Annotated in this window: 20 protein-coding genes; 6 read left to right on the top strand and 14 right to left on the bottom strand. The window is 66.3% G+C overall.

Going from position 1 to position 21,995, the window contains the following annotated elements; genetic code table 11:
- Positions 1-28: 28 nt before the first annotated feature.
- Positions 29-1,930 (bottom strand): GspE/PulE family protein, encoded by a 1,902-nt coding sequence (locus AC07O3_RS29765; protein WP_495341028.1) that lies wholly within the window; start codon positions 1,928-1,930, stop codon positions 29-31.
- 244 nt (positions 1,931-2,174) lie between these two features.
- Here AC07O3_RS29765 and AC07O3_RS29760 point away from each other — a divergent pair, with 244 nt between their 5' ends.
- Positions 2,175-2,516 carry a hypothetical protein gene (locus AC07O3_RS29760; protein WP_093058531.1) on the top strand — a complete coding sequence of 114 codons (342 nt, stop codon included), beginning with the start codon at positions 2,175-2,177 and terminating at the stop codon, positions 2,514-2,516.
- Between the two features lie 26 nt (positions 2,517-2,542).
- Here the strand turns inward: AC07O3_RS29760 and AC07O3_RS29755 are convergent, their stop codons facing one another.
- The 10 genes from AC07O3_RS29755 to AC07O3_RS29710 all read right to left on the bottom strand — a co-directional run bounded on the left by AC07O3_RS29755 (position 2,543) and on the right by AC07O3_RS29710 (position 13,418).
- Positions 2,543-3,004 carry a GNAT family N-acetyltransferase gene (locus AC07O3_RS29755; protein ID WP_093080889.1) on the bottom strand — a complete coding sequence of 154 codons (462 nt, stop codon included), beginning with the start codon at positions 3,002-3,004 and terminating at the stop codon, positions 2,543-2,545.
- Positions 3,005-3,055: 51 nt separating this feature from the next.
- A complete protein-coding gene (locus tag AC07O3_RS29750) occupies positions 3,056-4,003 on the bottom strand; it encodes a CobW family GTP-binding protein (RefSeq protein ID WP_495341027.1) in 948 nt (315 codons plus the stop codon).
- A gap of 7 nt (positions 4,004-4,010) precedes the next feature.
- On the bottom strand, positions 4,011-5,687 hold the full coding sequence (locus AC07O3_RS29745) for an amidohydrolase (protein WP_495341026.1): 1,677 nt from the start codon (positions 5,685-5,687) through the stop codon (positions 4,011-4,013).
- Positions 5,684-6,721: an ABC transporter ATP-binding protein gene (locus AC07O3_RS29740; protein ID WP_426389639.1), complete on the bottom strand. Its 1,038-nt coding sequence runs from the start codon at positions 6,719-6,721 to the stop codon at positions 5,684-5,686. Before AC07O3_RS29740 ends, AC07O3_RS29745 begins: the two co-directional genes overlap by 4 nt.
- On the bottom strand, positions 6,718-7,764 hold the full coding sequence (locus AC07O3_RS29735; protein WP_489016798.1) for an ABC transporter ATP-binding protein: 1,047 nt from the start codon (positions 7,762-7,764) through the stop codon (positions 6,718-6,720). Before AC07O3_RS29735 ends, AC07O3_RS29740 begins: the two co-directional genes overlap by 4 nt.
- Entirely contained in the window at positions 7,764-8,681 is a 918-nt protein-coding gene (locus AC07O3_RS29730) for an ABC transporter permease (RefSeq protein WP_440532158.1), read from the bottom strand. The genes AC07O3_RS29735 and AC07O3_RS29730 overlap by 1 nt, the downstream gene beginning before the upstream one ends.
- Positions 8,678-9,655, bottom strand: a complete 978-nt coding sequence (locus tag AC07O3_RS29725) for an ABC transporter permease (protein WP_495341025.1) — start codon at positions 9,653-9,655, stop codon at positions 8,678-8,680. Before AC07O3_RS29725 ends, AC07O3_RS29730 begins: the two co-directional genes overlap by 4 nt.
- Before the next feature lie 12 nt (positions 9,656-9,667).
- Positions 9,668-11,272, bottom strand: a complete 1,605-nt coding sequence (locus AC07O3_RS29720) for an ABC transporter substrate-binding protein (RefSeq protein WP_495341024.1) — start codon at positions 11,270-11,272, stop codon at positions 9,668-9,670.
- A gap of 197 nt (positions 11,273-11,469) precedes the next feature.
- Positions 11,470-12,960: an NAD(P)/FAD-dependent oxidoreductase gene (locus tag AC07O3_RS29715; RefSeq protein ID WP_093080751.1), complete on the bottom strand. Its 1,491-nt coding sequence runs from the start codon at positions 12,958-12,960 to the stop codon at positions 11,470-11,472.
- 62 nt (positions 12,961-13,022) lie between these two features.
- Positions 13,023-13,418, bottom strand: coding sequence for a nuclear transport factor 2 family protein (locus AC07O3_RS29710; RefSeq protein ID WP_495341023.1), 396 nt, complete (start codon positions 13,416-13,418; stop codon positions 13,023-13,025).
- A 137-nt stretch (positions 13,419-13,555) separates the two neighbouring features.
- On the opposite strand from AC07O3_RS29710, the gene pdxR reads away from it, so the two are divergent.
- The 4 genes from pdxR (at position 13,556) to AC07O3_RS29690 (ending at position 17,975) form a co-directional block, all read left to right on the top strand.
- Positions 13,556-15,094 (top strand): MocR-like pyridoxine biosynthesis transcription factor PdxR, encoded by a 1,539-nt coding sequence (gene pdxR, locus AC07O3_RS29705; RefSeq protein ID WP_093080746.1) that lies wholly within the window; start codon positions 13,556-13,558, stop codon positions 15,092-15,094.
- A gap of 166 nt (positions 15,095-15,260) precedes the next feature.
- Positions 15,261-16,274 (top strand): taurine ABC transporter substrate-binding protein, encoded by a 1,014-nt coding sequence (tauA, locus tag AC07O3_RS29700; RefSeq protein WP_093058457.1) that lies wholly within the window; start codon positions 15,261-15,263, stop codon positions 16,272-16,274.
- A gap of 26 nt (positions 16,275-16,300) precedes the next feature.
- The gene (locus AC07O3_RS29695) at positions 16,301-17,089 is read left to right on the top strand and encodes a taurine ABC transporter ATP-binding protein (protein ID WP_489016803.1); all 789 of its coding nucleotides are present in this window, start codon (positions 16,301-16,303) and stop codon (positions 17,087-17,089) included.
- Positions 17,082-17,975 carry an ABC transporter permease subunit gene (locus tag AC07O3_RS29690; protein WP_093179650.1) on the top strand — a complete coding sequence of 298 codons (894 nt, stop codon included), beginning with the start codon at positions 17,082-17,084 and terminating at the stop codon, positions 17,973-17,975. Before AC07O3_RS29695 ends, AC07O3_RS29690 begins: the two co-directional genes overlap by 8 nt.
- On the opposite strand, the gene AC07O3_RS29685 is transcribed toward AC07O3_RS29690, so the two are convergent.
- Entirely contained in the window at positions 17,893-18,906 is a 1,014-nt protein-coding gene (locus AC07O3_RS29685; RefSeq protein WP_495341022.1) for a LysR family transcriptional regulator, read from the bottom strand. The genes AC07O3_RS29690 and AC07O3_RS29685 overlap by 83 nt on opposite strands.
- A gap of 148 nt (positions 18,907-19,054) precedes the next feature.
- Here AC07O3_RS29685 and arr point away from each other — a divergent pair, with 148 nt between their 5' ends.
- A complete protein-coding gene (arr, locus tag AC07O3_RS29680) occupies positions 19,055-19,450 on the top strand; it encodes an NAD(+)--rifampin ADP-ribosyltransferase (protein ID WP_495341021.1) in 396 nt (131 codons plus the stop codon).
- 181 nt (positions 19,451-19,631) lie between these two features.
- Here arr and AC07O3_RS29675 read toward each other — a convergent pair whose 3' ends face one another.
- Positions 19,632-20,177, bottom strand: coding sequence for a PM0630 family protein (locus AC07O3_RS29675; protein ID WP_495341020.1), 546 nt, complete (start codon positions 20,175-20,177; stop codon positions 19,632-19,634).
- A gap of 350 nt (positions 20,178-20,527) precedes the next feature.
- The gene (locus tag AC07O3_RS29670) at positions 20,528-21,934 is read right to left on the bottom strand and encodes an MFS transporter (RefSeq protein WP_495341019.1); all 1,407 of its coding nucleotides are present in this window, start codon (positions 21,932-21,934) and stop codon (positions 20,528-20,530) included.
- Between the last annotated feature and the right edge of the window lie 61 nt (positions 21,935-21,995).

Below are 21,995 nucleotides of genomic sequence, written 5' to 3'. Positions count from 1 at the left end.
TGCGTTCGCGGGCTCGCCCTTACCGCTCTTACACGTTGCTGGTGGCGCGCACTTCCTCGATGGTGGTCTGACCGGCCAGCACCTTCTCGATGCCGTCCTGCCGCAGCGTGCGCATGCCTTCCTGCAGGGCCGCCTGCTGAAGCTCTTCCGCGCGTGCGCCGGTCTGCACCAGGCGGCGCAGCGTCTTCGACATGGTCATCAGCTCGTGGATACCCACGCGCCCCTTGAAGCCGGTGTCGCCGCAATGCTTGCAGCCGGTGCTGGTGTAGGTGTGCAGGTGCCCGTCGCGGCCGTATCGCTGCACCCAGTCGCTTCGCACCGCCTGGCGCTGGGCCGCATCGTGCTGCTGCGCGCCGAAGGCGTGCATGTAGTCGTCCAGCAGTTCGTCGACGGTCTCGGGGCTTGCGGGCTTGCTGCTGATGCATTGCTTGCAAAGGCGGCGCACCAGCCGTTGCGCGAGAACGGCCAGCAGAGAGTCTGCGAAGTTGAACGGGTCCATGCCCATGTCGAGCAGTCGGGTCACGGTTTCAGGCGCGCTGTTGGTGTGCAGGGTCGACAGCACGAGGTGGCCGGTCAGTGAGGCCTCGATGGCGGTCTTCGCGGTTTCCTCATCGCGAATTTCGCCGACCATGATCACGTCCGGGTCGGCACGTACGAAGGCGCGCAGCGCCTTGGCAAAGGTCCAGTCGATGCGCGGATTGATCTGCACCTGCCGCAGCCCGGCCTGCGTGATTTCGACCGGGTCTTCGGCAGTCCAGATCTTGCGTTCGGGCGTGTTGATGTGCATCAGCGCCGAGTGCAGCGTCGTCGTCTTGCCCGAGCCCGTGGGGCCCACGCACAGCACCATGCCGTAGGGACGCTCGACGGCCTTGGTCAGCTGCGCAAGGTTGTTCGGCGACAGGCCCAGCTCGCTCATGGGAATGGGCTTGGCCGATGCCAGGATGCGCATCACCACGTCTTCGAGGCCATTGTTGGTGGGAATGGTTGCCACGCGCAGTTCGATGCGGTGCTGCGGCGAGTACTTCGCAAAGTTGATCTTCCCGTCCTGCGGGTTGCGCTTTTCGCTGATGTCCAGGTCGCACATGATCTTCACGCGAGCGACGATGGCGTTGCGGTAGCTCGGCGGCAGCTCCAGGTAGGTGTAGAGCAGGCCGTCGCGGCGAAAGCGGATGCGGGTTTTTTCCTGGCCGGGGTAGCTCTCGATGTGAATGTCCGACGCGCCCTCGCGATGCGCCTCGAGGATCATGCTGTTGATCATGCGCACAAGGGAGTTGTCAGACTGTTCGATAGGCGCGTCGGAAGTGGGTGCGGCGGGGCCTTCTTTCTCCAGCGTCTGCAGCAGTTCGCTGGTGCCGGCCATGTCGAAATCGAGCGGCTGGCTGGGATCGAGGCTGGATGAGAAGACGCCGGGAGCGGAGGCCGTGTGCTCGCCGATCTTTTCGTACACCGCTCGCAGCACGCCGTCGAGGTCGAGGCATTGCCCCACGACCGGCGTGACCTTCATCTGGGCGATGAACTCCACTTCGTCGAGGGCCGAATGCCGGCTGGTCGGGTCGTCGATCGCTACGACGAGGCGCCCTTCGTGCAACATCAGCGGCATCACCTGCAGGCGGCGCGACACCGCATACGGGAGCTTGCGCAACGCCTCGGCAGCAGCGGGAAACAGATGCAGGTTGACGAGGGGGTAGCCCATCTTGCGCACCAGCGCGGTCTGCAGCTGGCCGCGGCTCACTACGCCCATGCGCACCAGCGTCTCGCCCAGCGGCACGGTGGGCTCCAGCTTTTGCTGCGCCAGCCCCGCGCGAAGCTGCTCGTCGGTGATCATGCCCAGCGATGTCAGCGCCTCGCCGATGCGTGCGATCGGCGTGCGGCTCTGGGCTTCGAGCGCGCTATGCAACTGCTCGGGCATGACGACTTCGATGGGGGGCATGGGGCGATCTCCTGTCTGGATTGCGGACAGGCAATCGTAGAGCGTGATCGATGCACTTGCCACCAGCTTGACCCTTGAGTACACAAGTTCTCAATGCTGCAATGAAATGCCCCCAAGGCTTCGCGCACTTCGTGTCGCTTCGCCTGCCCCTCGCCGGGGGCGACACCTTCTCGGCCGTGGTTCGCACCCCGAATCTCCTTTAGTCCTACGCGGATTGCCCGCCATCTGCCCAAACATGGCCGCGATGCGTCAATTGATCCTTGCAACGACCCTGGGGCTGAGCGCGCTCGGCGCTTCCACACAGGCCGAGCCCGTCAAGGTGCCCGTCGACAGCGACGAGAAGGGCTCCGTCTACGTCGCGCCCAACGTCAACCCGACCGAGACATCGGCCACCGTCAAGGGCGGCACGGTCGGCGTGCTGCGGCCCGATGGCAGCGGCACCTACATCGGTACCGACACCTCCATGCCACGGCCTACTTACTCGCTGGGCGGAAGCACCGGCGGCAATCTGTCGCTCTCGGGCGGGTTGTCGTCGGACGGCAAGAACAACAACGGCGTGAAGGCCGGCGTCACCATCAAGTACTGAGTCGGGTACCGAAGGCCCCCACGGGCTCAGACCAGCGTGCCGTACACGATGAACCCATCGTGCGTCGCGACCTTGTCGTAGAGCGTGCGGCCGGCTGTGTTGGTCACGTGCGTCTGCCAGTACACGCGATGCACGCCTGCATCCTTCGCGCGCTCGTACACACCCTGGATGAGCTGGCGGCCAACGCCACGCCCACGCTCCGACGGCAGCGTGAACAGATCCTGCAGATAGCAGGTCGGCTCCAGGCGCGTGGTGCTGCGGTGAAAGAGGTAGTGCGTGAGCCCGACCAGTTGGCCATCTCGCTCGGCGACCAGCGCGTGCACCGGCTCGTAGGCATCGAAGAAGCGCTGCCAGGTGGCCTGCGTGATTTCATCGGCGAGCGCGGTCGCACCCTCGCGTCCGTAGAAAGCGTTGTAGCCGTCCCAGAGCGGCTTCCATGCCGCGTAGTCTTGCGGCGTCGGCGGGCGAATCAGGAGGGAGGAGGTCATGGCGTCGGTGGTCTGCACGTTGAAAGACATGCGATTGCAACATGACCCGGCTCAGGGCGCGAAGAACTCCTTCAGCGCTTCTTCAGGCAACTGTCCGCGCAGGCCGATGGCGACAACGCCGGGGCGCGTGTCATCGACGGGTGGCGCGGCCTTGCGGAAGCTGCCATGGCGGCCGGCGAACTGCACCTCTGACCATTCACCGTCGCCAGTGCGCAGCAAGCCCTTGAGCCGCAAGACACCCGGCGGCACCTCGCGCAGCCAGGCGCGCAGCGTGGCGGCGGGAATCGCGGCTTGGGGCAGCGCGCTCCACGTCTGGAACAACGATCCGTGATCGGGGTTGTCATGACCGTGGTGATCGTGACAGTCATGACCGCAGACATGCGGAGCCACATCCGCATGCGGCAGCCCCGACAGCAGCGCCAGCGGCACCGCCGATTCCGTCGTCTCGATGCATGGCGTGCCCGGCGCCGTCGCACCGACCCACGCTCTGGCCCCAGCGAGCGCCTCGGCGGACGCAAGGTCGGCCTTGTTCACCACCACGAGGTCGGCCGACTTCAGCTGCCGCACCAGCGTGTCGGCCAGCAGCGGGTCTGCCGACTGCTGCGCCACCGCACTCGCATCCACCAGCACGATCACGCCTTCGAGGCTCAGCTCCGGCGCGGCCATGCCGATCTGCGCGATGCGCCACGGGTCCGACACGCCGCTGGCCTCGATCACCACCGCGTCGAAGGGTGTCTTCGCCTCGATCACGTCCACCAGCGCCCGCCCCAGGTCGTCGCCGATCTGGCAGCACACGCAGCCGTTGGTCAGCGCGGTGGTGTCGCCGTGCGTGGCGGCGATGAGTCCGGCGTCGATGTTGAGGGCGCCGAAGTCGTTCACCAGAACCGCCATGCGCAGGCCGTTCGCCTCGCGCAGCCAGCGGTTGAGCAGCGTGGTCTTGCCCGCGCCCAGGAAGCCGCCGATGACGGTGAGCGGCAGGCGCTTCTTCTTCGGCGTCATGTGGCTTTCAGCCTCTTTGCGCCTCGAACACGCGGCCCGACAGCACCGTGCCCCACACGCGCGCGTCCTTCAGCGTCATCGGGTCCATCTCCAGCGGATCGTCTTCCAGCACGCAGAAGTCGGCGCGCTTGCCGCATTCGATGCTGCCGATCTCGCCGTCGAGCTTCAGCGTCCACGCCGCACCGAGCGTGATGGCGCGCAGTGCCTGCGGCACGCTGATGCGCTCGGCCTCGCCCAGCAGCCGGCCCTTGGGCGTGATGCGGTTCACGGCGCACCATGCGGTGAAGAGCGGCCCAAGCGGCGTGACGGGCGCATCGGAGTGAATGGCCAGCGGCACGCCCGCCGCCAGCGCGCTGCCGCAGGCGTCGAGCCGGTTCGCGCGGTCGGGGCCCATGGTCATTTCGTAGTGCTGGTCGCCCCAGTACCAGATGTGGTTGGCGAACAGGTTGGCGCACAGGCCCAGCGATGCCATGCGGCGGAACAGCGGTGCGTCGATCATCTGGCCATGCTGCAGCGTGTGGCGGTGGTCGGGGCGCGGGGCTCGTGCGAGCACGCGGCCGATGGCGTCGATGGCAACCTCGCTGGCTTCGTCGCCGTTGGTGTGAGTGTGGATGGTGAGCCCGGCGCGGTGATAGGTCTCGAAGTCGGCCTCGTACTGCGCGGGCGCGGTCACCCAGATGCCGTTGGGTGCGCCGTTGAAATGCCCCGGCCAGCGCAGCCGCGCCGAGAAGCCCTGGATCGAGCCGTCGAGCATCATCTTCACGAGACCGTAGCGCAGGCGGTCGGTGTTGCGCGGCACCAGCGCCTTCACGTGCTCCGCGCCCTGCGCGGCGCCATGCGTGCCGTGGAAGGCCTGGAACGCGGGCAATATGCGCACGCCGAAGCCGTCGTCCTGCGTCACCGTCTCCAGCACGCCGCAGTCTTCGGGCGTGAGCTTGTTGACGAGGTCGGTCGCGGTGGTCACGCCCTGCAGGCAGGCCAGCCGCGCGAAAGAGCGCACGCCCGCTTCGGTCATCGGCGCGAGCAGGCCGGCGTTGCCGATCTTGCGCAGCACCAGGAACATGGCAGCCGGCTCCTGCAGCTCGCCGGTGGGCTCGCCTTCGCTGGCTCCGTCCGCGAACTTGACCACGCCTTCGACCTCGTTGTCGCGCGTGATCTCGGCGATGTTCAACATCGCGCTGTTGACGTTCATCAGGTGCCCGTTGGCATGGCCGATGACGATGGGCCGCGTGCTGCTCGCACGGTCGACGTGCTGCACCGTCATGCGCTCGCCGCCGAAGTAGATGGGGTCGAACCCCCAGGCGATGAGCGGCTCGGTGTCGGGTATGCCATCGGCCGTCATCTTCGCGGCCACTTCGCTCAGGCGAGCGACCACTTCGTCCATCGAGCGCAGGCCACTCCACACCTTGCCTTCGGGGTCACGGCGGTCGAACCAGCCGAGGTACGTCCAGTCCCACATGCTGCCTTCCTTCAGGTGGCAGTGGCCTTCGACGAGGCCAGGCATCAGCACCTTGCCGGCAAAGCGCTCGTCGAGCGTGAAGGGGCCCCAGCCCTGAATGTCCGCCAGCGCGCCGACGGCAAGCACGCGGCCGTCGCGCACCGCCACGTGAGTGGCGTGCGGCTGCATCGGGTTCATGGTGATGATCTTGCGGGCGGCGTAGACGGTGGTGTTGCTGGTGCTCATGGCGATGTGGGAATCGAAAGAGGAGGGCGCGGCAAGCCGTCGACCACGTCGACGCGCCTGCAGCGTACCCAATGATCGGGCGCGACTTCGCGCAGCGGCGGCAGCTCGGCCGCGCAGGCCGGCTCCGCCACGGGGCAGCGGCCGGCAAAGCGGCAGCCCTGCGGCGGGTTGATGGGGCTCGGCGGATCTCCGCTGAGCTTGATGCGGTTCGCCGCGCGCCGCCGCCCGCCGCTTACCGTGGGCACGGCCGACATCAGTGCCACGCTGTACGGATGCAGCGGCCGCGCGAAGAAGCTGCGCCGCGGCGCGCGCTCGACGATCTGGCCGAGGTACATCACCGCGATGTCGTCGCAGATGTGCTCCACCACCGCCATGTCGTGCGAGATGAAGAGATAGGTCAGGCCCAGCTCGCGTTGCAGACGGGCGAGCAGGTTCAGTATTTGCGCGCGAATGGCGATGTCGAGTGCCGACACAGGTTCGTCGCACACCACCAGCTCCGGGTTGGTGGCCAGCGCCCGCGCAATGTTGATGCGCTGGCGCTGCCCGCCCGAGAACTGGTGCGGAAACAGGTGCTGCTGCTCGGGCCGCAGGCCCACCGCCTCGAACAGCTCTGCCACACGGCGCGTGCGTTCTTCCGGCGTGCCCACCCGCATCAGGTCGAGCGGCGCGCGCACCGCTGCGCCAGCCCTCTCGCGCGGATTGAGCGAGGAGAACGGGTCCTGAAAAATGATCTGCATGCGCGTGCGCGCCTGCCGCAATGCTTCGCCCTGCAGCGCGCCCAGGTCGGTGTCGCCGAGCCGCATGCGGCCCGAGGTAACGGGCGAAAGCCGCATCACCGCCAGCGCGGTCGTGGTCTTGCCCGAGCCCGATTCGCCGACCACCGCAAGCGTGCTGCCGCGGCGCACCTCGAAAGAGACGCCGTCCACTGCCTTCACCACCTCGGGCGTGCGGCCCCAGCCGGCCTTGCCGCGCGGAAAGTGCACCTTCAGGTCATCGACCGAAAGCAGCGTGTCGGTCTTGCCGATGAACGTCATGCGGCCTCTCTTTCGCGTTGGTCGAGCGCTTCGGCATGCAGCCAGCAGGCCGCGCCGTGCGGCACGCCAGCGGCCACATTGCCGTGCAGCGCGAACATCGGCGGCACTTCGGAGGCGCAGCGTGCCATTGCGCGCGGGCAGCGTTCTCGAAAGGCGCAGCCCGTGCCCAGCTCCCAGATCGAAGGCACCACGCCTGCGATCTCAGCCAGGTCTTCACGCGCATCGTCGTCGTACGCTGCGCTGCTGCCGAGCTCGGGCAGGCAATCGATCAGCCCGCGCGTGTAGGGGTGGCCGGGCTCCGACAGCACCTGCTCGGTTGTGCCCTGTTCGATGACGCGGCCCGCGTACATCACCATCACGCGGTCGGCCATCTCGGCGACCGCGCCCATGTCGTGCGTGATGAGCATGATGGCCGTGCCCTTCTCGCGCTGCAACTCGCGCAGCAGGTCGAAGATCTGCGCCTGTACCGTCACGTCGAGCGCAGTGGTGGGTTCGTCGGCAATGAGTATGTCGGGGCGACAGGCCAGCGCCATCGCGATCATCACGCGCTGGCGCATGCCGCCGGAGAGCTGGTGCGGGTACTCGTCCACGCGCCGCTCGGGCGCCGGAATGCCCACCTGCTGCAGCATCTCGATGGCGCGCTGCCTCGCTGCGCGTGCGTTCATGCCGGCATGCAGCTGCAGCGATTCGCCGATCTGGTCGCCCACGGTGAACACCGGGTTCAGCGAAGTCATCGGCTCCTGGAAGATCATCGAGATGCGGTTGCCGCGCACCTCGCGCATGCGTGCGTCGGTGGCCTGCACCAGGTCTTCGCCCTGGAACAGCACCCGGCCGTCGCGGATGCGGCCCGGCGGCGAGGGAATGAGCCGCAGCAGCGCCAGTGCCGTCATGCTCTTGCCGCAGCCCGATTCGCCGACCACGCACAGCGTTTCGCCGGCGCGGATCTCGAAGTCGACCCCGTTGAGCACCAGCGCCTGGCCTCGCCTTGTCTTGAACTCGACGTGCAGGTTCTGCACGCGCAGCAGTGCGTCGTCGTTCGTCATCAGCGTTCCCTCAGCTTGGGGTTGAGGGCATCGTTCAGGCCGTCGCCGATCAGGCTCACGGCCAGCACGGTGATAAAGATCGCCGCACCGGGAAAGGCCACGGCCCACCAGCACGAGAGCACGTACTGCCGGCTGGAGCCGATCATCAGCCCCCAGCTCATCTGGTTCGGATCACCCAGCCCGAGGAAGGACAGGCCCGCCTCGAACAGAATCGCAGCGCCGATGGCCAGCGTGGCCGACACCACCAGAGGCGGCAGCGCGTTGGGCAAGATCACCTTCCAGATGATGCGAGCGTCGCGTGCGCCGATGGCACGCTCGGCCCGCACGAACTCCAGCCCGCGAAATTTCATGAACTCGGCGCGCGTGAGCCGCGCGGTGCCGGTCCAGCTCACGATGCCGATGGCCAGCGTCACCGTTACCAGCGTGGGCGAGAACAGCGTTACCACCACCATCGCGAACAGCAGCGCGGGCAGCACCTGGAAGAACTCGGTCAGCTTCATCAGCGCCGCATCGACCTTGCCGCCGTAGTAGCCCGCGAAGGCGCCGAGCGTGATGCCGATCAGCACCGACAGCAGCGCGGCAACCGCGCCCACCAGCAGCGTGGCGCGCCCGCCGTAGATCAGCGCGGTGAGCACGTCGCGGCCGAGATAGTCGCTGCCGAGCCAGGCGTCCTCGCTGAAGGGCGGCGTGAGCGGCGCGGCCTTGATCTCGAACGGATCGGCCGGGTAGAGCCATGGCCCGGCAATGGCCACGAGCAGCACGACCAGCAGCATCGCCATGCCGGCGATGGCCGCGGGGTTGCGCAGGAACATGCGCATCGCTTCCACCCCCGGATGCTCGACGCGCACGGCGGGCTTTGCCTGGGCCTTGGAAGATGCGGCAGCAGCAGCGGTAGGCATCGTGATCACCTTGCTCATGAGGCCTTGATCCGTGGATCGATGAAGCGGTAGCACAGGTCGGTGAGCTGGTTCATCACCACCACCACGATGGAAGAGAACAGCAGCACGCCGAGAATCGTCGGATAGTCGCGCCGCAGCACAGACTCGAAGGCCAGCCGGCCGAGGCCCGGCCAGTTGAACACCGTCTCCACCAGAATGGCGCCGGCCAGCACGTTGCCGAACTGCAGCCCCAGCACCGTGACCACCGGCAGCAGTGCGTTGCGCAGCGCATGCTTGTAGAGCACCACGCGGTCGGCCAGCCCTTTTGCGCGTGCGGTGCGGATGAAGTCGGAGCCCAGCACGTCGAGCATCGACGAGCGCGCAAGCCGGCTGTACTGCGCGAGGTACACCAGGCTCAGCGTGAGCGTGGGCAGCACCAGGTGCTGTGCCACGTCGAGCATGTCCGCGAAGCCGCCGGTGCCCGTCGAGTCGATGGAGCGCATGCCCGCGACAGGAAGAATCGGAAACACCGATGCCAGCAGGATCACCAGCATGATCCCCAGCCAGAACACCGGCGCGGCGAAGCCCACCAGCGACAGCACGGTGATGAACTGCGACAGCAACCCGTTCGGCCTGCGCGAAGACAGCACGCCCAGCGCAGTACCCACGAAGAAGGCCAGCAGCACCGAGCTGAGCACCAGCAGCAGCGTGGCCGGCACGCGCTCGGTGATCATGCTCGTCACCGGCAGGTTGAAGAAGTACGAATAGCCCAGGTCGCCCTGCGCCACCTTGCCCAGGTACACGCCCAGCTGCACCGGCAGCGACTTGTCGAGCCCGTACTGCGTGCGCAGCTGCGCCATCAGCTCGGGCGACATGCCGCCGCTGGCGCCGGCAATGGTTTCCACCGGGTCGCCCGGCGCCGCGTGCACCAGCACGAAATTGAGCACCACCACCGCGAGCACCAGGCCCAGGGCCTGGAGCAGTCGCGAGGCGGTGTAGCGAAGCGTGCCCATGTCGTGCCCGCCTTACTTGAGGTACACCTCGTCGAGCGGCGACAGCGGCCCCCAGATGGTGGTCGGCACGTTGCCGACCCTCTTGCTGGTGATGGTGTGGTACGGCACCTGGTTGATGAACTCGATGGGCAGCTCGTCGGTCACGATCTTCTGGAAGGTCGCGTAGTAGGCCTTGCGCTGCGTCGGGTCGATCAGGCCGCCTGCGGTGTTGAGCAGTTCGTCGACCTTCGGGTTGGCGTACGACTGCGTGTTGGTCCACACAATGGGCTTGATGTTGGTCGACAGGTAGGTGCGGTGCACGCCGATGATCGGGTCGCCCCAGTTGAACACCGCGTCCATCGACATGTCGAAGTCGTGCGAGGCCAGGCGCTTGGCCCAGGCCGGGAAGTCGGCCGAGGCGCGCACCTCCACCGTGATGCCCACTTTCTTGAGCTGGCCGCGGATGTACTCGGCCACGTTCTTCTGCTGGTCGTCGCCGCCGGGCAGGTAGTCGATGGTGAGCTTGAAGCGCTCGCCGCCCGCGCCTGCCTTGTAGCCCGCGGCGTCGAGCATTTCGCCGGCCTTCTTCAGGTCGAGCGGGTAGCGCACGAGGTCGGGCACGGCAAAGGGGCTGCTGGCCACCAGCGGGCCATCGGACACGGTGGCAAAGCCGCCCATCAGCGCCTTGGTGATGAAGTTCTTGTCGATGGACGTGGCGATGGCCTTGCGCACCTGCACGTCCGACAACGGCTTCTTCGCAGTGTTGAAGGCCAGCCAGTTGAGCGGGCCGATGCCGTCGTAGCCCTTGGGCGTGAGCGACACCCTGGGGTCGTTCGCGAAGCGCTTCAGGTCGGTGGGCAGCGTGGCGAAGGGCAGCATCTGGATGTCGCCGCGCTCCAGCCCGAGCACCAGGCTCGCCATGTCGGGCGTGACGTTGACGATGATCTTGTCGAGGTAAGGCTTGCCGGGCAGGAAGAACTTGTCGAAGCGCTCCAGCACGATTCGCTGCGCAGGCTTGAACTCGGTCACGCGGAAGGGGCCCGAGCCGATCACGTCGGTGGTGTTGCGCGGATGGTTCTTCAGGTCTTGCCCGTCGCCGTAGATGTGCTTGGGAAGAATGGGGCACAGCGCCGGCGACATTGCCAGCACGATGGCCGGGTGCGGCACGCTCATGCGGATGATGGCCGTGTACGCATCGGGCGTTTCCACCTTCTCGACCGGGCCGAGCATGGTGGTGAACGGATGGTTGGCCTTGATGGCCATGATGGAGAAGGCCACGTCGGCCGAGGTGACGGGCTTGCCGTCATGGAACACGGCATCTTTGCGCAGCTTGAGCGTGAGCGACTTGCCGTCGTCGGCCAGCTTCCACGACTCGGCCAGGTAGGGCTGCGGATTCCACTTGTCGTCGAAGCGCAGCGGGCTCGCAAAGATCTGCGTCGAGGGCAGGGCGGTGGCAATGCCCGACTGCACCGCGCCGTTCAGGTGCCGGGGCGTCTGCGTGCTGCCGATGACCAGCGTGCCGCCGCGCTTGGGCTCGTCGGCCGCGGAGGCGGGCAGCGGAAGCAGGGTGCTCGCGGCCAGGAGCGCGGCGGAAAGCAGTGTGGTGCGGCGCGTGAAAAGAGAAAGCGGGAGCTGCATGACAAGACCTCGGAGAGTTCGACACAGGCAATCGGATTCGGCCAACGCCAACGCGAAGACCTTGTGTCGAAGATAGGCGCTTGGTACACACCGGCGAAGAGCCAACGCGGCACGACTCACAGGGCCAGAAGGGGCGGGTTTGCCCCGTTGTGCAGCAGGGCGTGCGCCACTTCGGTGAATGCGCGCAGGCGGTGCGCCTACTTCTCGTCGCGCAGCCAGTACCACTTGTAGAGCATGCGCTGGCCGATGCGCCGGAACGGCGCGAACGCGCGCGACTCGACCACCCCCAGCACGTTGGGAAAGGGCAGCGGCGAGCGGTAGATGGGCAGCTCGAACACGTCCTTGCCCGAGTCCTTGCCCGCCACGCGCTCGGCCAGCCGCTTGCCCGCCCAGGTCGAGAACGACACGCCGTTGCCGCCGTAGCCCACCGCGTACCAGATCTTCTTGCCGGCATCGGGCTGCGTGATGCGCGGCATCATGTCGTGGCTCATGTCGACCCAGCCCCACCACGAGTAGTCGATGTGGATGCCCGCCAGCGGCGGGAACTTGCGCGCGATGGCGTCGGTGAGCAGCTTCAGGTGCACCGGGCCTTCGGCGTCGGCGCCGCTCACGGCGCTGCGGCTGCCTATCTGCAGCCGGTTGCCCTTGAGCAGCCGGTAGTAGAAGCGCAGCGTGCGCGTGTCGGTCAGGAAGGTCTGCGACTTGAAGTTGGTGGCTTGCAACTCGGCATCGGTGAGCGGGCGCGTGACCACCGAGTTCGACAGGATCGGCATGATCCGGTTCTTCAGCAGCGGGTTGAGCGCCTGCCCCGTGTAGCCACCGGTGCACACCGCCACGCGGCGCGCGCGCACCACGCCGGCCGGCGTCTGCAGGTGGTGCACGCCGTCGATGGTCTGCCAGCCCTGCACGGGGCTGGATGTGTGCACCGTCACGCCCAGCGCGCGGGCGCGCCGCATCAGGCCGAAGGTGAACTTCAGTGGGTGGATGCCCACGCCCTCGGCCTCGTACATCGCGCCGACGGTCTCGCGCTCGTCGCAGTAGTCGTGGCGCACTTCCTCGGCGCTCATCATGCGGGTGGCGTAGCCGAACTTCTCGCGCATGAGCCGTGCCTCGGCGTCGAGGCCGGCGAGCTTTTCGGGGCGGTGCGCGAGGTAGAGGTGGCCGCCGTCGTAGGCGTCGCAGTCGATCTGCGTGGTGAGGTGGCGAAAGTTCTCGAAGCCGCTGCGGATCTCGGCGTCGAGCCGCTTGGCGGTGTCGAGGCCCCAGCGTTCGATCCACTGCGATCGCTTGAGCCGGCCGCTCGCGTTCTGGCCCTGGCCGCCGCTGCGGCTGGAGCAGCCCCATGCGGCCTGGTTGGCTTCGAGCACGGTGGCGCGGATGCCGTGCTCCTGCGCGAGGTAGAGCGCGGTCGACATGCCGGTGGCGCCCGAGCCGATGATGGCCACGTCTACATCGATGTCGCGCAGCAGCGGGCCGTCGTCTTCCGGCGGCTCGCCGGCGCTGGCCACCCACCAGGTGGGTGCGTAGGCTCGGCCGGCGCCGGGGTCGGGCGCGCGCAGCGGGTCGTACTGCGGGTCGTAGGGGCGGAAAGGGGCCTGCGGCGGCTGCTGCTCGAACGCGGCGGCGTCGATGGCCGCGCTGGCGGTGGCCGTGGCGGAGGCGAACTGCACGGTGCCTGTCATGGTCATGAAGGGCTCCAGGAGAAGGGGAAAGAAGAGGGCCGGAAAGAAGTGGGCCGAGGCGTGCTTGCCTACTTCGCGGCGGGCAGGTTCGGGCGTGCCTTGCGGAACACGTTCTTCAGGTGGATCTTTCCGCCCTTGAAGGTGAAGACGTCGATGCCGTCGGTCTCGATGCGGCTGCCGTCGGCGGCGGTGCCGGTGAAGGTCCATTGCGAGGTGCCGAAGTCTCCGTGCACGAAGTGCTGGCCGTTGATCCATTGCGCGTCGGGCACGGCTTGCCATGCTGCGGCAAAGGCCTTGCGCACCGCCTCGGTGCCAACGTGGCGGGTGCCGCAGGCGTCGGGGCCGGCGGCGGTCTGGAAGATGCAGTCGGCCGTCATGAAGCTCATGAGGGCGGCGATGTCGTGGCGGTTCCAGGCGTCGCTGAAGGCGGCAAGGGTGTCGGTGGTCACTGAAGTGGAAGGCATTGCGGTCACGCGGGAACTCCGGAAATTGATGCGGCAAGAGTAGGCAGCCGCCTGCCGGCGCGATAGGGCCAGTTGGGAGGATTCGACCGAGCCAGAGCACCACGAACTGCGTGCGCTGCCCTAAACTGCGGCGCACCATGCCCCCGAATCCGCGAGCCACCCAGTGGGCGCAGCTCTTCGCGCTGCCCGATCAACCGGCGCTGCCGCTGCAGGCCCGTTTGCGAGCCGCCGTGGTGCAGGCCATTCTTGAAGAGCACCTGGCGCCCGGTGCGCCGCTGCCCTCGTCGCGCGAGCTTGCGGCGTTGCTGGGGCTGAGCCGCAATACCGTTACCTCGGCGTACCTGCAGCTCATTGACGAAGGCTTTCTGGAAGCGCGTCCGCGCAGCGGGGTGTTCGTGGCGCACGATGCCCGTCCGCTTTCAGCCGTTCATGCGGAGCCGCTGGTCGGGCGCAGCGGGCAGGCGAGCCAGCCGCCCGACTGGTCGGGTCGCGTGCTGCGCTCGCTGGTCGACAAGCCCACGCTGTCGAAACCCGACCGGTGGCGCGACTATCCGTACCCTTTTGTCTACGGCAACTACGACCCGCAGCTCTTTCCCACTGAAGACTTCCGCGAGTGCTGCGCGCGCAGCCTGGCGCGCTCGCAGCTGCCGCACTGGACGCCCGACTTCGAAACCGACGACGTGCCCGACCTGATCGAGCAGATCCGCACGCGCCTCTTGCCCAAGCGCGGCGTGTTCGCGCTCAAGGAAGAAATCCTCGTGACCATGGGCGCGCAGCATGCCTACTACCTGCTGGCCGAGGCGCTGTTCGACGAGCAGACGCGCGTGGGGCTGGAGGAGCCGGGGCATCCGCATGCACGCAACAGCTTCTCGCTGCGGCAGCCCAAGTGGGTGGAGGTGGATGTCGACGAAGACGGGCTGGTGGTCGATGCGCTACCGGCGGCGGACTACTTGTTCGTCACGCCTTCGCACCAGAGCCCCACCACCGCAACGCTGAGCCTCGAACGGCGCCAGTGGCTGCTTCGCAAGGCCGAGCTGCAGGACTTCGTGATCATCGAGGACGACTACGAGGCGGAGAACCTGTACGAAGGCACGCCCATGCCCGCGCTCAAGAGCCTGGACAAGACGGGGCGGGTGATCTACGTGGGGTCGGTGTCGAAGAGCCTGTCGCCTGCCTTGCGGCTGGGCTTTATCGTGGCGCCGCGTGCGCTCATCAAGGAGCTGCGCGTGATCCGGCATGCGATGGTGCGGCACCCGAGTGCCTTCCTTCAGCATGCGTATGCGCTGTTTCTCTCGCTGGGGCACCACGAGTCGCATGCGCGGCGGGTGAACCACGCGATGCAGGAGCGGCTTGCGCTGGCTGCCCAGGCGCTGCGGGACCATCTGCCCGATTTCGAGTTCCGGCTGCCTTCTGGCGGGGCTTCGATCTGGGTGCAGGCGCCGACGTGGGTGGATGCCACGGAGCTGTCGCTCATGGCGCGCAACCATGGGGTGCTGATCGAGGCCGGCGATGTGTTCTTTGCGAAGCCGCCGTATCCGTGTCCTTTCTTCCGGCTGCGCCTGTCTTCGATTGCGGCCTCGCAGATTCCGGCGGGGATCCGGGCCCTGGGAATAGCGGTGGAAGAACTGGCTTTGGCGCGCGGTGAGAAGCGGCCGGCGGGCGGCCGGACCCACTGACCGGCTGAAGAGTCCGGGGGAGGCAACGCCCCGTCTGAGTGCCATGTGCACCAGAACAAGGGTATTCACCCATCGGCTGGCTCCATGCCCGCCCCGGTGCTGGTACTTCCTGGCTGGAGGCGATGCGTGCAAAGTCGCTGCGAGATTCACCTACTGGAGAAACCCGATGACCATGTCCCGCCGTCTCCCCCTGCAACTCGCCGTGCTGGCCACCACGCTGGCAGCCTTGTGCGGCACCGCTTCCGCACAGCAGGCCAAGGAACTCACCTTCGCCCACCAGGACATGCTGGTTCCACTGCGCCTCGTCATGGAGTCCGGTGAGGTCGAGAAGGCCACGGGCTACAAGATCAACTGGCGCATGTTTGCGGGCGGCGGCGACGTGATCCGCGCGATGGCTTCAGGCGACGTGCAGATGGGTGAAACCGGCTCCAGCCCGCTGACGGCCGCGGCCAGCCAGGGGCAGGACATCAAGCTGTTCTGGATCTCCGCCGACATCGCGAATGCGGAAGCGCTCATCGCGCGCAATGCATCGGGCATCAACAGCATGAAGGACCTGGCCGGCAAGAAAGTGGCCACGCCCTTCGTGTCGACCGCGCACTACCAGCTCATGGCCGGCATGAAGATGGACGGCGTCGACCCCAAGAGCGTGAACGTGATGAACATGCGCCCGCCGGAGATCGCGGCCGCATGGGAGCGCGGCGACATCGACGCCACTTTCATCTGGGACCCGGTGCTCTCGAAGATCAAGGCCAGCGGCAAGACCATCGCCACCTCGGGCAGCATCGGCAAGCGCGGCGCGCCCACTTTCGAGGGCATCGTGGTCAACGCCAAGTGGGCGGCCGCGAATGAGCCTTTCATGATCGCCTTCGTGAAGGCACTCAACCGCGCGAACGAGGAATACAAGGCAACAGGCAAGAGCTGGACGCCCGACTCGCCGCAGACCAAGGCCATGGCCAAGTGGACCAAGGCGGATCCGAAGGACGTTGGTGCGGCCATGGCGCTGTACACCTTCCCGACGATGGCCGAGCAGGTTTCGCCGACGTGGCTGGGCGGTGGTGCTGCCAAGGCGATGGCTAACACGGCGGCCTTCTTGAAGGAGCAGGGGCGGGTGCAGGAGGTGAAGCCTGACTACGGCGCGTTCGTGACCACTACTTATGTCGAGAAGGCAATGGGCAAGTAGCAACGAACGGAAAGCGGAGATCTGAAATGCCCACGCTAGACATCCGAGACCTGACGGTCAACTACGCGGTAAAGGGCGGCACGCTGCAGGCGCTGGCCCCCGTCAACCTCACGATGCACGACGGCGACTTCGTCGTAGCGCTAGGCGCCTCGGGCTGCGGCAAGACCACGCTGCTCAACAGCATCGCCGGCTTCCTGCCGCCATCGACCGGCGAGATCCTGCTGGACGGAAAGCCGGTAGTCGGCCCCGGCGCTGATCGCGGCGTGGTGTTCCAGAAGCACGCGCTGATGCCTTGGCTCAACGTGCGCGACAACGTGGCGCTGGGCCTGCGGCTGGCCGGCGTGGGCAAGGCCGAGCGCGACCGCATCGCCGAAGAAAAGCTCGGCCTCGTCGGCCTGCAGAAATACGCCGACCGCGCGGTGTACGAGTTGTCTGGCGGCATGCAGCAGCGCGTTGGCATTGCGCGCGCACTCGCGAGCGACCCGGCCGTGCTGCTCATGGACGAACCCATGGGCGCGCTCGATGCTTTCACGCGCGAACAGGTGCAAGAGATTCTTCTGCAAGCCTGGTCCAAGTCGAACAAGATGGTGTTCTTCATCACCCACTCGGTGGAAGAGGCGCTGTTCCTCGCCACCCGGCTGATCGTGATGAGCCCGAGCCCCGGGCGCATATCGCACGTCTACGACGACGTGCCGTTCTCGCGCCAGTACCTCTCGCACGGCGATTCGCGCAAGGTGAAATCGGAGCCCGAATTCATCCGCATGCGTGAAGAAGTGCTGTCGATCATTCATCATCGCGAGGTTGCCCATGTCTGAGGTGTCGATCGCATCCCCCGTCGCCATGACGCCACCGCCTTCCAAGCCCGCCACCCCGCCAGTACTGCCTGCACCCGCAGCAGGCGCCAAGCTCAAGACCAGCGCCTTCAAGGTGCCGGGCGAAGGCTCGAGCGTGGCCATCAGCATCGTCACCGTTGTGGCGTTGGTGGCGCTGTGGTTCATCGTCACCAACATGGGCTGGGTCAAGCCTCTGTTCCTGCCCACGCCGCAGGCGGTGTTCCAGCAGTTCTACGAATACCTCACCGGCCAGGCCAACGACAAGCCGCTGTGGCAGCACTTCCTGGCGAGCATGTTCCGCGTGTTCTCGGCCTTCTTCCTGGCCTGCGTCACCGCCATTCCAGTGGGCATTGCGATGGGCATGAGCCGCTTCTGGCGCGGGATCTTCGATCCGCCGCTGGAGTTCTACCGGCCGCTGCCGCCGCTGGCGTACCTGCCACTCATCATCATCTGGTTTGGCATTGACGAGCTGCCGAAGGTGCTGCTGATCTTTTTGAGCTGCTTCGCGCCGCTGGCGCTGGCCGCGCGCTCTGGCATGCGCAGTGCCTCACAGGAGCAGATCAACGCGGCCTACTCGATGGGCGCGAGCTACATGCAGGTGATTCGTCACGTGATATTGCCGTCGGCATTGCCCGACATCCTTGTGGGCATGCGCATCGCCATCGGCTTCGGCTGGACAACGCTGGTGGCCGCCGAGATGGTGGCGGCCAACATGGGGCTGGGTCAGATGGTGCTGAATGCGTCGAACTTCCTGCGCACCGACATCGTCATCATGGGCATCATCGTCATCGGGGTGGTTGCTTATCTGTTCGACCTGCTGATGCGGTGGCTCGAGCGACGTCTGGTGCCCTGGAAAGGGCGCATGTAGTCGGTGCCATGTGCACGGGCTGCTGTGGCGGCAGCGCCGGGCCTTCGGCCAGCGCGCCCATCGATTGCTCCAGGAAGTCGAGCATCGCGCGCATCGCGGCGCTGTTGTGGCGGCGCTGCGAATACGCGGCATACAGCCAGTGCTCGCGCGGCATGTGCTCGCGCAGCACCGGCACCAGCGCCCCGCGCTCCAGGTGCGACTGCGCCAGCGGCTCGGGCACATAGGCCACGCCCACGCCACGCAGAGCCAGCTCGATCAGCGCCACGGCGTCGTTGGCTTCCATGCGGCTGTGCACGGGCACGTCGTACGGCTTGCCGCTGGTCTCGAAGGGCAGGTGGGTGGTCGGCTTCGCCGAGAAGCTCAGCACATCGTGCCGGCCCAGGTCTTCGGGCGTCTGCGGCATGCCGCGCTGGGCCCAGTAGGCCGGCGTGGCGCAGACCACCATGTCGAACTGCACCAGCCGGCGCACGATCAGGTTCATGTCGTCGATGCGCCCGCCCGTCAGGTGGATGTCGATGCCTTCCTCGATCAGGTCGAGGTTGTCGTTGGTGAACACCAGGCTCACGTACACATCGGGATAGAGCTTGATGAACCCGGCGATCACGTCCGAGAGCCAGCCGGCGATAAGCCCGTGCGGCGCGCTCATGCGTAGCCGACCGCGCGGATGCGAGCCGTGGGCCTGCAGGTCGTTCAGGGTGTTCTCGGCCATCGTCACCAGTTGCGTGCTGCGGTCGAGCAGCACCTGGCCGGCGTCGGTCAGGCTCAGGGAGCGGGTGGAGCGGTTCAGCAGGCGCACGCCGCTGCGGGTTTCGAGCTCCGCCACATAGCGGCTCACCGTGGCTTTCGACATGCCCAGCGAGATCGCCGCGCGGGAGAAGCTGCGCCGGAACGCGACTTCACGGAATGTTTTGATGAGATCGAGGCCGTCCATGGTGGAGGCATTGTTCCAGCATCGGGGATGAGGCCGTGGGGTGTAGGGGCATACCCAGGCCTGGATCGGACTTCACGCGAGACGGCTTCCGTGACGATCGACACGAGTAGACTCCGCGGCTTTTCCTTTCTGCAGAGGAGCGAGCTGCATGGCTATCTTGGACGCCGGCCCCTACTTCCACGGTACGCGGGCGGACCTTCAGATGGGCGATCTGCTCACGGCCGGCTTTCGGTCAAACTACGACGGCCGCGTCGTCATGAACCACATCTACTTCACCGCCTGGCCCAAGGGCGCCGGGCTGGCTGCCGAAATGGCGAGGGGCGACGGCCGTGGCCGCGTCTACATCGTCGAGCCCACGGGCGCCTACGAGGACGATCCCAACGTCACCGACAAGAAGTTTCCGGGCAATCCCACACGCTCGTACCGCAGCCGGGAGCCGCTTCGGATCGTCGGCGAACTGGAGACCTGGGAACCCTTCGATCCGGAGTACATCCGGCAGCTCAGGGAGCGCGTACGCGTCGGCATGGGAGAGATCATCAACTGAATCCCGTCTGCCGTGCCGCGCCGGGTAGCGAACGGAAATGGACTGGCTTGTTGACCGTCTTGGGCCTCTCGGCGCCACTGCTGTGCGGCTGAATTCGGCGAGAAGCGCTCCCCCGCAGCCGACGTTCGAAGCTGAGGCAGGTAGCCGCAACGAGTTCAACCCACAGGTCTACGGCAGTTGGTCATTTTGGATCGATGACATCAAACTCGAACTGCACCGGAGCGGAGTCTTCGACGTAGGCGCTGATCAGGTAGTGGCCGGCAGGATCGCCATCGGCCACGCCCCAAGACTTCGAAATGGTGCCGTCGTAGATGGTCAGGGTCACGTCCAGCGAAATGGTCTTGCGATCCGCCGACGTACCGTAAGGCTGGCCACCGCTGCCCCACGTCTTCGGGGTTTCCGGCAATGTCACGCGTTCGAGAACGCGGACCTTGCCAGATTTCCGGTTGAGTTTCAGGATCCAACCGTAGTTTTGGTTGATCGCCCGTGGCACGGTGTTCGAAACCTTGAAGTCCAGCACGTCGTTGTTGGGCGCGAGCTTGAAGAGCCCAAAGACCGCATCGAGCGGGCACGCTCCATTCGTTGTCGGGGCGACGGCGCAAGCTTTGAACACGGCGGCATTGGATTCAGAAATGAATCCATGCGATGCGGCGCCCGTTGTTTGAGCGCCAATGTGGGTGCATGCGACCGCGGCGAAAAGAACAGGAAGATGGCTTAAATTTTTCATGGCGGATGAGGCTCAGCAAGCGACTGTCAAACGATCAAACCTTGCATGTCTTGTGGCATAGGTTGAGCCAGGAGCGAGCTCGACCTTCGATGCGAGATGCGCCCGCCATGCTCTCCCGGCGAAACGCAGCAGCATTGCCAGCGAGACCTACTTGAATGTAAGGCTCAAGGGTCGGCTCCCGTCAACCAGGCGTACCCGGCGGAATCCTAAGCGTCCGCTTTCGAGAACGTCGCTGGGCCCTTTGCGCAGACTTCCCGTGCGGCCAGAACCGGACGCTCTTCGATGGCTGCTTTGCCGCCGTATCGATTGGGAGATAGCCCTGCGAAGGTCTTGCTTGTGAACGCTGGTGCTCACAGATCGGGCTGTCGTTTTCCATCGATTGCACTGTCTTGGCTTGATATGCCGAACCAGCACAGTACGAAACCAGCCAGCAGCAAGGCTGCTGCCATGGCAATTGCACGGTGCATACCTTGCATGAAGACGGCAGGCTCGGTGCCCCGGACCAAAAAGCCGCAGACAGCCACACCGAGCATGCCGCCCACCTGGCGTGCGGCATTGAGCACACCCGAGGCAATACCGGTCTGCGCCGGAGCGACCGATGACAAGGTCAGATTGGTCAAGGTCGGGACCATCGTCGCGATGCCACTGGAGGCAATCAGCATGGGCGCGATCAGCCAGCCATAGGCACCCTCGATGCTGACGGGCCATAGCAAGGCGTAACCGAGAGCCGCCCAGGACATGCCGAAGAGAAGCAGCCCCCTTGCACCCATTCGGCCATTCAGCCGACCGACGAAGATGCTCACCGCCATCAGCACCGCCGTCATGGGCAGAAAGGCCAAGCCGGTCTGCAACGGCGAGAGATGCTGTTCGATCTGGAAGAACAGGCTGAAAACAAAGATCAGGCCGTAGTACGCGAAGTTGATGATGGCACCGCACACCGAGGCCAGCGTGAAGCGTTGCAGCCGGAACAGCGTCAGCGGCAGCATCGGTGCGGCGCTGCGGGACTCGATGGCGATGAAGCTGGCCGCCGATGCCAAGGAAAGCAGCAGGCCGCCATAGACCCAGGGGTGTTCCCAGCCCAGGCTGCCCGCCGCGCTCAGGGCATAGGTCAGGGCCGCCAGGGCAAGGCAGGCGGTCGCCTGGCCGGGAAGATCGAGCCCGCGTTTGGGGCTTGCTGAGCTGCGTTGGCCGGACTCGGCATGGCACCAGCTCAGATACAGGCCGAGCAAGCCGATAGGAAGATTGACCAAAAAAATGCTGCGCCAGCCGGCATGGCTCACCAGCACCCCGCCCAACACCGGCCCTGCCGCAAGGGCGATGCCGCCTGCTGCGCCCCACCAGCCCACAGCCCGGCTGCGCTGCGCGGGGTCTGGAAAGGCTTGCTGCAGCATGGACAAGGAATTGGGCACCAGCATCGCCGCGCCAAGCCCCTGCGCGATGCGCGCGAGGATCAACGCCGCCAGGCTGGGGGCCAGGCCGCAGCCCGCCGAGGCCAGGGTAAAGAGCGCGAAGCCCAGCATGAAGACGCGCTTGGCGCCCAAGCGGTCGCCCAAGGCGCCGGCCGACAGCAGCAAGGCGGCGAAGACCAGGGTGTAGGCATTGACCACCCATTGCAGCCCGGCAATGTCGGTGTCGAAGCTCTGGCGCAGTGCGTCCAGCGCCACGTTGACAACACTGACATCGAGTAGGACGACCACAAAGCCGATGGCAGCGGCCGCCAGCGTACCGCGTGAACGCGCATGGGATATGGAAAACATGGCAGGGCATTCGAGAGAGCTGGAAGGCCTCGATGCTGGGCTTGATGGAGCTTTGCGTAAA

Source organism: Variovorax sp. GW821-FHT09D05, from assembly GCF_059416325.1.
This window is presented reverse-complemented; position numbering and strand designations above follow the sequence as displayed.

Excerpts from the sequence above, each read along its gene's own strand:
- AC07O3_RS29755 (WP_093080889.1), bottom strand. The coding sequence starts at position 3,004 with ATGACCTCCTCCCTCCTGATTCGCCCGCCGACGCCGCAAGACTACGCG.
- AC07O3_RS29725 (WP_495341025.1), bottom strand. The coding sequence starts at position 9,655 with ATGGGCACGCTTCGCTACACCGCCTCGCGACTGCTCCAGGCCCTGGGC.
- AC07O3_RS29720 (WP_495341024.1), bottom strand. The coding sequence starts at position 11,272 with ATGCAGCTCCCGCTTTCTCTTTTCACGCGCCGCACCACACTGCTTTCC.
- arr (WP_495341021.1), top strand. The coding sequence starts at position 19,055 with ATGGCTATCTTGGACGCCGGCCCCTACTTCCACGGTACGCGGGCGGAC.
- AC07O3_RS29740 (WP_426389639.1), bottom strand. The coding sequence starts at position 6,721 with ATGACGTTCATCGGCAAGACCGACACGCTGCTTTCGGTCGATGACCTG.
- AC07O3_RS29685 (WP_495341022.1), bottom strand. The coding sequence starts at position 18,906 with ATGGACGGCCTCGATCTCATCAAAACATTCCGTGAAGTCGCGTTCCGG.
- AC07O3_RS29670 (WP_495341019.1), bottom strand. The coding sequence starts at position 21,934 with ATGTTTTCCATATCCCATGCGCGTTCACGCGGTACGCTGGCGGCCGCT.
- AC07O3_RS29765 (WP_495341028.1), bottom strand. The coding sequence starts at position 1,930 with ATGCCCCCCATCGAAGTCGTCATGCCCGAGCAGTTGCATAGCGCGCTC.
- AC07O3_RS29675 (WP_495341020.1), bottom strand. The coding sequence starts at position 20,177 with ATGAAAAATTTAAGCCATCTTCCTGTTCTTTTCGCCGCGGTCGCATGC.
- AC07O3_RS29695 (WP_489016803.1), top strand. The coding sequence starts at position 16,301 with ATGCCCACGCTAGACATCCGAGACCTGACGGTCAACTACGCGGTAAAG.
- tauA (WP_093058457.1), top strand. The coding sequence starts at position 15,261 with ATGACCATGTCCCGCCGTCTCCCCCTGCAACTCGCCGTGCTGGCCACC.
- AC07O3_RS29730 (WP_440532158.1), bottom strand. The coding sequence starts at position 8,681 with ATGAGCAAGGTGATCACGATGCCTACCGCTGCTGCTGCCGCATCTTCC.
- pdxR (WP_093080746.1), top strand. The coding sequence starts at position 13,556 with ATGCCCCCGAATCCGCGAGCCACCCAGTGGGCGCAGCTCTTCGCGCTG.
- AC07O3_RS29735 (WP_489016798.1), bottom strand. The coding sequence starts at position 7,764 with ATGACGAACGACGACGCACTGCTGCGCGTGCAGAACCTGCACGTCGAG.
- AC07O3_RS29750 (WP_495341027.1), bottom strand. The coding sequence starts at position 4,003 with ATGACGCCGAAGAAGAAGCGCCTGCCGCTCACCGTCATCGGCGGCTTC.
- AC07O3_RS29715 (WP_093080751.1), bottom strand. The coding sequence starts at position 12,960 with ATGACCATGACAGGCACCGTGCAGTTCGCCTCCGCCACGGCCACCGCC.
- AC07O3_RS29745 (WP_495341026.1), bottom strand. The coding sequence starts at position 5,687 with ATGAGCACCAGCAACACCACCGTCTACGCCGCCCGCAAGATCATCACC.
- AC07O3_RS29760 (WP_093058531.1), top strand. The coding sequence starts at position 2,175 with ATGCGTCAATTGATCCTTGCAACGACCCTGGGGCTGAGCGCGCTCGGC.
- AC07O3_RS29690 (WP_093179650.1), top strand. The coding sequence starts at position 17,082 with ATGTCTGAGGTGTCGATCGCATCCCCCGTCGCCATGACGCCACCGCCT.
- AC07O3_RS29710 (WP_495341023.1), bottom strand. The coding sequence starts at position 13,418 with ATGCCTTCCACTTCAGTGACCACCGACACCCTTGCCGCCTTCAGCGAC.